Raw genomic sequence first — 12,656 nt, 5'->3', positions numbered from 1 at the left:
GAATAGAAATGAACCCATCATTAGCCGAGCACTACCGTGAAATTCTCGTCAGCGTCGGCGAGAACCCTGAGCGTGAAGGATTGCTGGACACGCCCAAACGCGCAGCCAAGGCAATGCAATACCTGTGTAACGGCTACACCATGAGCCTTGAAGAAGTGATCAATGGTGCACTGTTCGAATCGCTAAACGATGAAATGGTCATCGTGCGTGATATCGAACTGTATTCACTGTGTGAGCATCACATGCTGCCCTTCATCGGCAAGGCTCACGTCGCATACATCCCCACCGGAAGGGTACTGGGGCTGTCGAAGGTTGCACGAGTGGTTGATATGTTTGCCCGCCGCTTGCAGATTCAGGAAAACCTCACAAAACAAATTGCCGACGCCATTCAGCACATCACCGATGCCGCCGGCGTGGCTGTGGTCATAGAGGCCAAGCACATGTGCATGATGATGCGAGGCGTGGAGAAGCAAAACTCGGTGATGACCTCATCAGTGATGCTGGGCGCCTTTCGCGAGTCGTCCGCTACGCGCCACGAGTTCCTGCAACTGATCGGGCGACCAGCTTGACACCAAAAGGTCGCGCCTTTCCGCGCATACCTTTCTTGCTGGCGGCGCCTTGGTCAGTCATGGGAATGCTGTCGAATTGTGTCGAAAGCATTTTGAAACCCCAAGTTGTCCTAAAATGATGTGACATTCACTGGGGCTCAGAAAATGATCAATGCAGAACTGCTGCAACTGATGGTTGAAGCATCCAACGATGGCATCGTGGTAGCAGAGCAGGAAGGCGACGAGAACATACTGATCTACGCCAACCCCGCCTTCCAGCGCCTGACGGGCTACGGTGTTGACGACATCCTTTATCAGGACTGTCGCTTTCTTCAGGGCAATGACCGCGACCAAAGCGGCCTGGCTACAATCCGGGAGGCAATAAAGAACTTTCACCCCTGCCGGCAAATCATCCGCAACTATCGCAAGGATGGCAGCGCTTTCTGGAACGAACTGTCGATTACCCCTGTGTTTAACGACGCAGATCAACTGACGTACTTCATCGGTATCCAGAAGGACGTCAGCGTTGAGGTTGAGGCTCGCGAGCGAGTCCGTGAACTTGAAAGTGAAGTGGCGCGATTAAAGGAACAATTGGCGCAATTGCGACGCTAAGCCTGACTGCGTCTAATGAATTGATGCCCGCTGCTCCTTTCAAGACCAATGAAGTTTGAAGTCAATGAATTACCATTGGTGGTGCACATGAGAGGAGATTTTCGATTCATACAGGTCACGAACCGCTTGCATCGACTCGTCAGAAATGGGCGCCAAGTCACTCGAATCACTATTGGCTTTGGCTTGCTGTGGATTCTTGGCCCCCGGGATGACAGTCGTCACCCCGGACTCCATCAAAATCCAGCGCAATGCAAATTGCGCCATTGTGACGCCCTGCGGCACTAAGGGCCGAAGTCGCTCGACGGCTTCCAGCGCTACATCAAAGGGTACGCCGGCGAAGGTTTCCCCTTTATCGAACGCCTCGCCATTTCGATTGAACAAGCGATGATCATCCGCAGCGAAAGTAGTAGCATTCGTCATTTTTCCACTTAGCAAGCCGGAAGCCAAAGGCACGCGAACGATAACCCCAACTCCACGTTTTTTAGCCTCGTGCATGAACAGAGAAGCGGGCCGCTGACGGAAGATGTTGTAGATCATCTGAACCGAAACGACACCAGGGTATTCGATAGCCTTCAACGCCTCTTCGACCTTTTCCACCGAAACGCCGTAGTGACGTATTTTCCCCGCGGTAATCATGTCCTCCATTACCTGAAAGACATCGGGTTGATAGTAAATTTCGGTAGGTGGGCAATGAAGTTGAACAAGGTCGAGACAATCTGTTTGCAGATTTCGGAGGGAGCGGTCTACGAAATCGTTCAGATTCGCTCGCGTGTAGCCTTCAGCCACATGAGGATTTAACCTCCTTCCAGCTTTCGTCGCGATAAAGGGCCGATCCCCGCCTCGCTCTTTCATCACATCTGCAATGATGCGCTCTGATCGTCCGTCACCGTAGACGTCTGCGGTATCGATGAACGTCGTGCCTTGATCAAATGCCGCGTGAAGTGCCGCTTTGGCATCGGACTCGGAAACCTCACCCCAGGCTCCACCGATGGCCCATGCACCAAATCCAATTTCTGAGACTTTTTCTGCCCGTGCGTCCAATGACTCGGTGATGCATATCTGATTCCTCTTCTCTGAGCCCTGCATGACGCCACTGGCGGATATTCCCAATCACGCGGTCGTTTGGCGATGCCATCGGTTCGTTGACGGGGTGGTGATAATCGCACAGGCTAAACTGAAATCAGTTCATCCAGTCAGTGAAGCCGAATCATCTATGACTCAGAAAAATCGCATCGATTTCGCAGACCTGAAAGTTTTCCTGTCCATCGTCCGATGGGGAAGTTTCAAATCAGCAGCTAAAGAATTGGGCCTGACTCCTTCGGCTTTGAGCCATGCCATACGGCGGCTCGAAGACCGCTTGGGCGCAAAATTACTGAACAGGACAAGTCGAGCCGTATCGCCCACTTTTTTGGGGCTGGATTTAGCGGAGCGTCTGGAAGATGGCTTCAACAAGATCGGCGCCGCGCTTGAAACGTTTGAAGCGCCAGGCGTCGGCAATCTGGGTGAGATTCGTCTCAATGTATTTGCAGATGCTGCCGATCTGCTGATCGCACCAGCACTCCCTGAATTCGTCCGACGCTGCCCAGGCGTGCGTCTAACGGTAGTGGTCGATAACAGGCCTATTGATATTGTGGCCGAGGGATACGACGCGGGTATACGCTACGGTCATCATGTTCCGAAAGATATGGTCGCATTGCCGTTGAGCGGGCCTCAGCGCTGGGTTTTGGTGGCCTCGCCAGGCTACGTCGAGCAACACGGAGCGCCAATGACCATAGAAGATCTGGAGCATCACACCTGTCTTCAACTACTTTTGGGAGATAACTCGAGCTTTCGCTGGGAGCTGCAGGTTGAGGGTGAGCGCAGGAAAATTCGTGTTCCAGGATTGGTGACCATCAATGATACAGCCACAACTATCTCTGCCGCTAAAGCGGGCGTGGGCATCGCCTATGTGCTTGAAGCACGAATAACACCGGAATTAAAGTCTGGAACACTGAGATTGATACTTCCCCAGCACGCATCCGCGGAAGATCCATTCCATATATATTACGGTAGTCGTAAATATAATCACCCAGCACTGCATATACTGATCAACATTATAAGAGAACAGCAATCCCTTCCAAACCTGATGCAGGCAATTTTTCACACGTCTGCAGCGTGCTGAGTTCTTCTCCTGTCGAACTCACAAAATCATCTTTAATCGAAGCGGAAACGCTAGCCAATCGGACTGATTTTTATCCGATCTATCAACCACCGCCCGGCTGGGCCGGGCAATGTGCTGGTTGCATGAACCGCAGAAATATCGATCTTTACACCGTCTCTGGGGATAGTCTCGACATCCAGCATCACCAGCGTTCCGTCCGCCAGATCTTGCTCGATCATGTGCAACGGCATACTGCCCCACCCCACACCATCTTTCAGAAAAGCGTACTTGGTTGAAAGATCGGCCAAACGCCAAGTCAGTGGCGACATCACGCCATAATCTTGTCCTGCCAACATTTCCGAGCGATCGGTTAACACCAACTGAATGTGCGTGGAAAGTTCGCGCCTGGAGATTTTGCCACTGAGTCGTGACAACGGATGATCGATGGCTGCGACCATGACCAGGGAAAATTCGCCAATGCGCTCGCTGGACAGTGTGGGAAAATTTATGGGCAACGATGCAAGGATGCCAAGGCTGCAACGGCCGTCCAGTATCGGCTGATAGCCGGCACCGAGGCCCTCTACGAAAATCTTCAAGCGGGTCAAAGGGAAGCGCTCGGCAAACTCTTTGACGACGGCTGTGATCGCTGAGGTGGGGAAAAACACGTCCACGACCACAGACAATTCCGGCTCAAGGCCGGACGCCATGAGTTTGGCCCGCGCTTTCAGAATATCCACGCCGGAAACGATATTGCGCGCATCTATAAGCAACAGTGCCCCTTGCGGCGTCAGCTTGGGGAAACGTCCCGAGCGGTCGAAAAGCACCACGCCGATTTGATCCTCCAGACTGCCGACCCAGCCACTGACAGCCGACTGCACTCTGTTGAGTTTTCTGGCGGCGGCCGAAAAACTCCCTTCATCCACCGCAGCGATGAAGGTTCTTAGCTGATCAAGCGATACGCCGTCGAGCATTTTTCCTCCGGACCATCTCTAAAAGAGATACATCGTATCTCAATATACCGTCTTTTAAGATTCAACCAACAAGGTCATCTTGTCCGTGAGCTTTTCATTCACACGACCCTGGTGACTTCATCATGCAAATCCTCCACCTCGATTCGAGCATGACTTACTCCATCATTGGTTCCGGCAAAGTGGGCAGCGCCCTCGCCCGCCAGTTCGCCCGAAGCGGCATCCCGGTCGGGATTGCCAACACAAGAGGTCCACTCAGCCTTGCAGCCCTCACCCTCGAGCTGGGCGACAGCATCGTTGCGCAGCCCCTCGAACAGGCCTTGAGCGCGGACATTGTGATTCTGGCCATCCCTTTCAGCGCTCATCGGGACATCGGTCGGAAGATGGCTTGCTGGGGCGATAAGATCGTCATCGATGCGATGAATACATATGGAGTGCCGCCCCAGGAACTCGGTGATCGAGCATCAACCGACGTTGTCGCCACCTCATTCGTGGGAGCCCGGGTAGTCAAAACCTTCAATCAGCTTCCTGCCGCACGATTAGCCGAACACCCTACGCAGGATGGAGGGCGCAGAGTGATGTTTGTTTGGAGCCGAGATCAAGATGCCAACATTATCGTTACCGAACTGGTCGATCAGTTGGGCTTCGCCCCGATATCGCTTGGTACGATCGATGAAGGAGGAAAACTGTTAGGGCTAGGCGGCGCGCTCATCCTTCAAAATATCGTCAAATATCAATAATCGGACAGCTGAGTGACCCTCTTTGGCGATGGCTGCGCAGTAGCAAAAAAATCGTAAAGAAATCGTAGATCGCCTTGAGTTCCGCCATAGATATTTTATCCTCCGGAATACATTTCGACGGAAGAACATTATGAGCAGCTCAGACTTGGGAATCATGATCATTTCAATTATTGGATTGTTCGGATTGGCATCTTTTGTTTTTGAGCATTTGAGCCGTAACCGCTCAACCAAAACTAACTATCAGAAATCCCCGATGGAAAAGCGACAACGTGAAGCCCGGTCAAAGAAAAATATCCATTACTAAAAAATTACCCTGATTTAACCACGCCACTTTAATCTTTATAAGATCTTTATTCTTTCGCTGCCAATGCTTTTGACAATTTACCATCTATCGAGACAGGCTACCTTCATTGCTGGGGAGAATGCCATGGACTTCATCTTTTTAGTACTCGGAGCGCTATTGTTCAGCCGGGTGGGCCTGGCGCGCGGCTCCACGCCGGAGACGATCTAAATTCACAAAAAACGATGGGAATTATTAAGTGGGAGACACGCAAATGGTTAAGCTCGCCGAACACCTCTCTGTTAATGACATCCTGCTCGGAGTAGATGTACCTAATAAGTCAGGACTGTTTGAACTTGTTGGCCAGCATATGGAACAGACACATAAATTGCCTCGGCACTGCGTTACGACCAGTCTTTTACGACGAGAGCAGGCGGGCAGCACCGGCTTAGGGGATGGAGTGGCGGTACCTCATGCGAGGTTGAGTGAACTTGATACGATTCATGCACTTTATCTACGGCCGAGGGGCCCTATGGCTTTTAATGCTTCCGACAGAAAGCCGGTTTCCGATATTGTTGTGCTTCTCGTGCCCGCCCCCGCAGCGCCTCTGCATCTCGATCTGCTTGCAGAAATCGCACGTTTGTTCTCCGATCATAATTTTCGCGAAGAGCTTGATCAGTGTGAAAATGAACAGGAAATCATGAGTCTTCTTGATCGTAGTTGATCAGCATAAAACCCTCGCAACTTAAGGCTCAAGAGATTATGAGTCGGTGGGGAATAAGGCGTTGCAGTTCTTTTTTCCCATCGCTGCCTAAAAATTTTTCTGGCGACCGCCCTCCTTAAGACGTTCGGACAACTTGACCAGTTCGGCGAGGGAGTCGGCTTTCATCTTGCGCATCAAGGCGCCGCGCCGTACCTTCACAGTGACTTCGCTGACGCCCAGCCTTGCGGCGATCTGTTTATTCAACAGCCCGGTGACCACCAGGTTCATGACATCACGCTCTCCTTCTGAGAGACAGGCATGACGACCCTGCAAATCATTCAAAGCCGCGGCCGCCTCACGCCTTTCGCGGTCATGGCGCAGGCCTCGTTCAATGGCGTCGAGAAGGTCCTGCTCGCGAAACGGCTTCGTCAAAAACTCTAGAGCGCCCGCCTTCATGGCTCTCACCTACATGGGGATGTGCTTAAGGCATCGCCTGCGCCAAAATGTCGCAGACTAACAAGGCGACAGGCATTGGTAGACTCTTCAACTCACCTTCGGTTGGCAGGACACATGCGCTCAATCATCATATTTGGGCTACGCATGACCTAACGTCCAGTCAGGCGGTATCAATCACCGTCATTTTGATACCATGGGATTTTTTAGATGATACGTCCACAGGGTTCACTGAACTGCTGGACGATCCAAAAGGCCTTAATCCATGAGTGTTTTGTTGACTCGCCGCAAGGTGGTTGCTGGTATGGGGTTGCTCGGTCTGGGCATCCTGACCGGCTGCGATTCCAGAGGAGAGCTGTCGTACAAATACGGCAAAGATCTGAGCAATCAGATCCTTGGGCGCACATTCAAGTTAAAGGATACTGACGGCGAGGTGAGAATGCTCTCGAGTTATCGAGGCATGATGCCGATGGTGTTTTTCGGATTTACCCAATGCCCGGCGATCTGTCCCACCGCCCTGGCTCGCGCAGTAAAAATCAAGAAACTGATGGGCAAGGATGGTGACCGCCTCCAGGTCATCTTCATCACACTGGATCCCGAACGGGATACACCTGCCGTACTCGACGCCTACGTCAAAACCTTCGACCCTTCATTTGTCGCACTTTACGGAACACTGGAAGAAACGGCTGCTACGGCCAAAGAGTTCGGCGTGTTTTACGAAAAAGTCCCGAGCGGATCAACATATACCCTGTCCCATACCGCGACGAGCTATGTTTATGACTCCAGGGGAACGCTACGCCTTGGATTGTCTCACTCGCTTTCTGCACAAGAGTGTGCGGAAGATTTGCTCACCGTCATGGAGGTCTGCTAATGAACTCGACTCTCAATCAAGCCAGCATTGCTCAACGCGTCAGACAGGTCGTACTCGGGTTGTCTCTCCTCGGCCTGGCTTGTCAGGTATCGGCCCAGACGCAGGTAGGCGACGCTTGGGTTCGCGCCACAGTCGCAGGGCAGCAGGCGACTGGGGCGTTCATGACTATCACGGCAGGCAGCGACAGCAAGCTGCTCAGTGCGCAGTCACCTGTGGCTAAAACCGTGCAAATTCACCAGTCGACCATGAAGAACGACGTGATGAGCATGCAACCAGTTGAGTTCGTCGCGTTGCCTGCTGGCAAAGCCGTCACACTGGATCCCCACAACTACCACATTATGCTTATTGATCTGGTTGAACAGGTCAAAGAAGGCGACAAGGTACCGCTGACGCTGACGGTTGAGAATGCCACAGGCGCCAAGGAGTCGATCAAGGTTGAGGCAACGGCACGGGCACTGAATATGCCCGATCACAGCAAGATGAATTGATGAGCTGAAGAATAAAATCAGTGACGTTTGACCCGGAAAACGTCACTGATCCAAGTTACGTTGCGCCATGGAACGAGCTGCGGCGATTCGTCTCCCCGGCGACTGTTCCCCCTGAAAAAACTCGGTGCCAGAGTCGCCCCCATGAAAACTGCCCGCAAAGACCTGTCGTCTATTGCATGGGTGCTGTACGCCAGCCTCCTGTTCAGTCTGCTCGCCTGCGCAATTCATCACGGGCAGATGGGCGCCCTGAGCTTGAGCGGATTGAACGGCGGCTTTTGCTCTGTCAGCAACGAACACGGCCCCTATATGGATGCCAGCGATCCAGATGATCCTGCGCCACATCTGGCGACCCAGTTTTCCCTGCCCCCTGTGTTCGTCCTTTGCCGCCGCGCTGGCCATCAACACCTTGGCCTCGGCGCTTGACTATGTGCCAGGCGGCACCCTGCGACCGATAGTCGTAAGCAGCCTGGCGCAGCCACCACCACGCTATGTGTGGCCTGCGCTCAACCCTCGAGCATCTCCCGACGCTTCACTCGCAGTGACTCTCTCGGCCTGATATTGCCTGCCTGTGCATTTGCGCAGCCTTAGGGGTTTTCAGGTACGACCCTCACACTTTTGCGTGGAAGTTGTCCATGAACACAAGAAACACTTCGTTGGTGCTGATGATCGGTGCCTGCAATCTGGCCTGGGCCGAAGAAAATGCCCTCGACTTGCCGGCCACTACTATCTCCGCTCGCCAGGAACAGCCCTCAGGCGTAATTCTCGACCAGCCAATCAAGACCGGTTCACGCCTCGGTCTGACTGCCCGCGAAACGCCCGCATCGGTGAGTGTTGCAGACCGTTCGATCATTGAGGAACGCGGCGCCAAGGACACTCAGGATGTCATTAATTCCATGACCGGGATCAATGCATCGGCAAACCCGGGCTTCGGCGGCTTTGTGTCTTACCGTGGTTTTACTCAGAATCAAATCACCCAGCTCTACAACGGCATCGGAATGAGCTACAGCAGTGCCACACGCCCGGTGGATGCCTGGATTTATGATCGGGTGGAACTCATCGGGGGGCCGTCTACATTCCTCTACGGTGCCGGGGCTGTGGGTGGTTCGATCAACTACATCACCAAGTTGGCCAGCCGGGAAGAACAGGCAGTCGAAGGCCGCGTGCGCTATGGCAGCCATGACTCCTCAGAGCTTTCGCTTGGGGTCAACCATGCCCTGAGTAGCGGCGCGGATCCGCATCACTTTGCTCGCCTGGATGTCAGCCGTACCGGCAGTAATGGCTACATGGATCGCAATAAACGCGACTCCACAAGCACCGCGTTCTCCATCCTCAGTGACCTGACGCCGCAGCTCAGTCACACCCTTGCGCTTGAATACCAGGAAGACAAAGAAGAGAGCCCCTACTGGGGGTCGCCGATTCTGAACCCGGTCGGCGACACCATGAAGATCGACAAAAGTCGACGCTTTGAAAACTATAACGTGGGCGATGGACGTTACGAGCAGCGCGTCCGCTGGGTGCGTTCGATCATCGATTATCAGGTCAACGACAGCACCAGCCTGCAAAATACGCTCTACCACTACGACGCTCAGCGTGATTATCGAAACCTGGAGAACTATCGCTACAATACCGATAACAGTTTGGTGAGACGCGGCTCTGCCTATCTGCAACGGCATGAACAACAGGTCGACGGTAACCGCTTCGAATTGCGCCACGACAACGCCTTGTTCGGCATGACCAGCCAGTGGTCTGCCGGCTTCGACTACTCGATAAACCAGCAGAAGTTGTACCCCAATAGCAAGTTTTCGAGTTCGCCATACGATACGGTTGATCCGGACAACTTCGATCCCGGCAGTTTTTACGACATCTCTGGCGTCAACAACGGCTTACAAAAAGTGCGCAAGCACCAGGTCACTACCTTGGCTGGCTTTCTGGAAAACCGCCTTGGACTGACGGATAAACTGGCTCTCCTGACCGGCCTGCGCTACGACCACTTGCATATGGAGGTGAACAACTACGGCGCGGTCACTCCCACCAGCCCGGCGTTTTTGAGCGCACTTGGGAACCCGTCACCGGGCGGGTCGGTCTGGTCTATGCCTTCACTCCAGCACTCAATGTCTACGTGCAATACAGCACAGCCGCTGATCCGCCGGCGAGGCAACCTGGCCTCGGCGACCTTTTCCCAGGCGCAGAACGCCGACCTGACCACCGGCGAACAGATTGAGGTCGGCAGCAAGTTCGACTTCCTCGATGGTCGTGGCGCGGCAACACTCGCCGCTTACCAAATCGTTCGTAAAGACTTTTCGGTCACTGACCCTGACAACATCAACAATACAACGCAGGCCGGTCAGCAGACTTCAAAGGGAATCGAGCTGGCGGGCAAGCTGCAAGTCACCTCCAGGCTGATGGCGGAAGCTAACTTCGCCTACGTCGATGCCCAGTACGACGAGTTTACCGAGAACGTGGGCGGCCAGGCGGTATCACGTAAAGGCAACACCCCGACTAACGTGCCCAATCATGTTGGAAACCTCTGGCTGACCTACGAAATTGTGCCGGCGTGGCAGGTAGGGATGGATGCGCGCTACGTGGCGTCGGTCTATGCCGACAACGCCAATACGTTGAAAGCGCCCTCTTACACTTTGTACGGCGCATTCGCCCGCTTCAAAGTTGATGAACAGACGGCGGTTACCGCCCGCGCGCGCAACCTGACCGATGAAATCTATGCCAAGCAGGCGTACGGCACCCTGTATTACCAGGGCGCACCCCGAACTTTCGAAATAGCAGTGGATACACGCTTCTAAGCGAGGTGCAGCGATGTTATGGCGCTGTGGTTGGCGTCGGGGTAATGTTGCTCCATGCCGGCTAGCCAACCATGCTCCAGGCGTAAATGGCTCCAGAGCTAAAATGGCGTTAGCATTGAGTCCACTCGGCTTAAACAGCCCGTTTTTTCAGATCAGGGTCGCATCGTGGAAAAGCTAAAACGCCTCCAAAGTGGAATAGAAGGTCTCGACGCGCTGCTCAAGGGAGGGCTGGTCGCAGGCGCTTCGTACATAATCCAGGGGCGCCCTGGGTCTGGAAAAACGATCCTGGCCAACCAACTCGGGTTCCATCACGCGAGTAATGGAGGCCGGGTTCTGGTCGCCACCCTGCTGGCCGAGTCACATGACCGCCTTTTTCAGTTTCTTTCTACCCTGAGCTTTTTCGACTCTTCCAAAGTCGGCGCCGACATTCAGTTTGTCAGCGCGTTTGACACCCTGGAAAACGAAGGTCTGGGTGAGGTAGTAAAGCTGCTGCGGCGCGAGATAAGCCGCCAGAAAGCCACGGTGATGGTGGTAGACGGCTTGCTCAACGCACGCTCAAAAGCCGATTCACACATCGACACCAAGAAATTCATTTCGGAGTTGCAAGGCCACGCTGCTTTCGCCGGTTGCACCGTACTGTTTCTTACCAGCTCCCGACTCGATGACGGCAGCCCTGAGCACACCATGGTTGATGGCGTGATTGAGATGGGTGAGGAGCTCTATGGCACTCGCTCAGTGCGTCGTATCCAACTGCGTAAAACTCGCGGCAGTGGAGCAATGACAGGGCTTCATGAGTGTGAGATTACCGACAACGGATTAGTGGTATACCCCCGACTCGAAAGTCTCTACAGCCACCCGTCCGCCCCCGACAGCGCCGACATGACGCGTATTGCCAGTGGCATCGAGTCGCTGGACGGCATATTGGGCGGAGGTCTTTACAGTTCGAGTGTGTCTCTGGTCATGGGCCCCTCGGGGATTGGTAAAACAACCCTTGGTCTCAAATTTTTGGCAGAGTCGACCGTGGAAAACCCGGGCCTGCATTTTGGTTTCTACGAAAGCCCACAACGGTTGCGACTCAAAGGCCAATCACTGGGTATCGATATCAAAGGTATGGAAGACAGCGGCGCCCTGAGCATTGCCTGGCAGCCTACTACTGAAGGCCTGCTGGATGGACTGGGCGCACGACTGCTGAGTCTGGTTGAAGAAAAGGGCATCAAGCGCGTGTTCATCGATAGCCTTAACGGCATGACAAGAGTCTCGACAAATCCGGCGCGGATTACTGACTTCTTGAGCGCCTTGATGAACGAGCTGCGATCCAGGGGCGTTACGGTATTTGCCTCCTGGGAAATGCGCGATCTTTTTGGCTCCGAGGTCAGCGCACCAAACTCTGACCTGTCCAGCATCGTCGACAACCTGATGCTGATGAGGTTCTCTGAGAATCACTCTGAACTAAGCAGGACGCTATCCATTCTTAAAGTAAGAGACAGCTCTTACGATCCCTCTCGATTTGAAGTCGTCATCCGTGATCATGATGTTTTCCTGAAAAAGGCTTCAAGACATGAACCATCAGTACCTACTGAGTCATCTCCCGGTTCAACGTCTTAAGCTTATGAGCGGGTTGAATTGACATGACCACCATCCTGGTCGTCGACGACGAGTATTTGATCGCCGACATTCTCAGCATCGCACTTGAGGATGAGGGGTTCATGGTGGTAACGGCCAGCAATGGTCGAAAAGGGCTCGAGGTTCTTGGTAGAGAACAGCCTGCCCTGATCATCACCGACTTTATGATGCCGGTCATGGACGGCCTGGAATTCGCCACAGCCGTCCGGGGCCTTCCTTGCGCTGATCGGTTGCCGATCATCCTGATGAGCGGTGCTCAGGCACATATCGGAATGCACAGGTCGGATTTGTTTGATGCTGTATTGGCGAAGCCATTCAACATCGACTTGATCATTGCCGAAGTCAGAAAACTCTTGGGGTCGTAGCAGCCCGCAACCGCCCAAGGGCAATGAGAGCCGCCCAAGTGCGCGGCGATCAGCGACGCCAGGGAGC

General features: G+C 53.7%; 13 protein-coding genes and 1 pseudogene. 11 read left to right on the top strand and 3 right to left on the bottom strand.

Features of this window, described 5'->3' with window-relative positions:
• Positions 1-8: 8 nt before the first annotated feature.
• Together folE and JFT80_RS11135 are read left to right on the top strand one after the other, a co-directional pair.
• Positions 9-569: a GTP cyclohydrolase I FolE gene (gene folE / locus JFT80_RS11140; RefSeq protein ID WP_122840571.1), complete on the top strand. Its 561-nt coding sequence runs from the start codon at positions 9-11 to the stop codon at positions 567-569.
• 144 nt (positions 570-713) lie between these two features.
• Entirely contained in the window at positions 714-1,160 is a 447-nt protein-coding gene (locus JFT80_RS11135; RefSeq protein ID WP_045058345.1) for a PAS sensor domain-containing protein, read from the top strand.
• Between the two features lie 69 nt (positions 1,161-1,229).
• Here JFT80_RS11135 and JFT80_RS11130 read toward each other — a convergent pair whose 3' ends face one another.
• Positions 1,230-2,246, bottom strand: a complete 1,017-nt coding sequence (locus JFT80_RS11130; protein WP_201147892.1) for an aldo/keto reductase — start codon at positions 2,244-2,246, stop codon at positions 1,230-1,232.
• Here JFT80_RS11130 and JFT80_RS11125 point away from each other — a divergent pair.
• Positions 2,245-3,321: a LysR family transcriptional regulator gene (locus tag JFT80_RS11125; RefSeq protein WP_242482885.1), complete on the top strand. Its 1,077-nt coding sequence runs from the start codon at positions 2,245-2,247 to the stop codon at positions 3,319-3,321. The genes JFT80_RS11130 and JFT80_RS11125 overlap by 2 nt on opposite strands.
• Before the next feature lie 50 nt (positions 3,322-3,371).
• Here JFT80_RS11125 and JFT80_RS11120 read toward each other — a convergent pair whose 3' ends face one another.
• Positions 3,372-4,271 (bottom strand): LysR family transcriptional regulator, encoded by a 900-nt coding sequence (locus JFT80_RS11120; protein ID WP_201147891.1) that lies wholly within the window; start codon positions 4,269-4,271, stop codon positions 3,372-3,374.
• Between the two features lie 122 nt (positions 4,272-4,393).
• Between JFT80_RS11120 and JFT80_RS11115 the strand changes: the two genes are divergently transcribed.
• Both JFT80_RS11115 and JFT80_RS11110 read left to right on the top strand, forming a co-directional pair.
• Complete coding sequence (locus JFT80_RS11115; RefSeq protein WP_242482884.1) at positions 4,394-5,008, top strand: NADPH-dependent F420 reductase; 615 nt, start codon at positions 4,394-4,396, stop codon at positions 5,006-5,008.
• Positions 5,009-5,562: 554 nt separating this feature from the next.
• A complete protein-coding gene (locus JFT80_RS11110; RefSeq protein ID WP_201147890.1) occupies positions 5,563-6,012 on the top strand; it encodes a PTS sugar transporter subunit IIA in 450 nt (149 codons plus the stop codon).
• Positions 6,013-6,099: 87 nt separating this feature from the next.
• Here the strand turns inward: JFT80_RS11110 and JFT80_RS11105 are convergent.
• Positions 6,100-6,456 (bottom strand): annotated as a pseudogene (locus JFT80_RS11105) (response regulator transcription factor); the annotation flags it as partial.
• Between the two features lie 253 nt (positions 6,457-6,709).
• Here JFT80_RS11105 and JFT80_RS11100 point away from each other — a divergent pair.
• The 6 genes from JFT80_RS11100 to JFT80_RS11075 all read left to right on the top strand — a co-directional run bounded on the left by JFT80_RS11100 (position 6,710) and on the right by JFT80_RS11075 (position 12,589).
• Positions 6,710-7,315, top strand: a complete 606-nt coding sequence (locus JFT80_RS11100; RefSeq protein ID WP_163019502.1) for an SCO family protein — start codon at positions 6,710-6,712, stop codon at positions 7,313-7,315.
• Positions 7,315-7,803, top strand: coding sequence for a copper chaperone PCu(A)C (locus JFT80_RS11095; RefSeq protein ID WP_122840578.1), 489 nt, complete (start codon positions 7,315-7,317; stop codon positions 7,801-7,803). Before JFT80_RS11100 ends, JFT80_RS11095 begins: the two co-directional genes overlap by 1 nt.
• A gap of 141 nt (positions 7,804-7,944) precedes the next feature.
• Positions 7,945-8,226, top strand: coding sequence for a DUF2946 family protein (locus tag JFT80_RS11090; RefSeq protein WP_307833072.1), 282 nt, complete (start codon positions 7,945-7,947; stop codon positions 8,224-8,226).
• A gap of 209 nt (positions 8,227-8,435) precedes the next feature.
• Positions 8,436-10,601: a TonB-dependent siderophore receptor gene (locus JFT80_RS11085; protein ID WP_242482883.1), complete on the top strand. Its 2,166-nt coding sequence runs from the start codon at positions 8,436-8,438 to the stop codon at positions 10,599-10,601.
• Positions 10,602-10,763: 162 nt separating this feature from the next.
• Positions 10,764-12,206 carry an ATPase domain-containing protein gene (locus JFT80_RS11080; protein ID WP_201147909.1) on the top strand — a complete coding sequence of 481 codons (1,443 nt, stop codon included), beginning with the start codon at positions 10,764-10,766 and terminating at the stop codon, positions 12,204-12,206.
• Positions 12,207-12,229: 23 nt separating this feature from the next.
• Positions 12,230-12,589, top strand: coding sequence for a response regulator (locus JFT80_RS11075; RefSeq protein ID WP_122840581.1), 360 nt, complete (start codon positions 12,230-12,232; stop codon positions 12,587-12,589).
• Positions 12,590-12,656 lie beyond the last annotated feature (67 nt).

This window comes from Pseudomonas sp. TH10 (assembly GCF_016651255.1).
Classification (GTDB): domain Bacteria; phylum Pseudomonadota; class Gammaproteobacteria; order Pseudomonadales; family Pseudomonadaceae; genus Aquipseudomonas.
The sequence above is the reverse complement of the archived record's forward strand: the minus strand, read 5'-3'. Positions and strand labels throughout refer to the sequence as shown.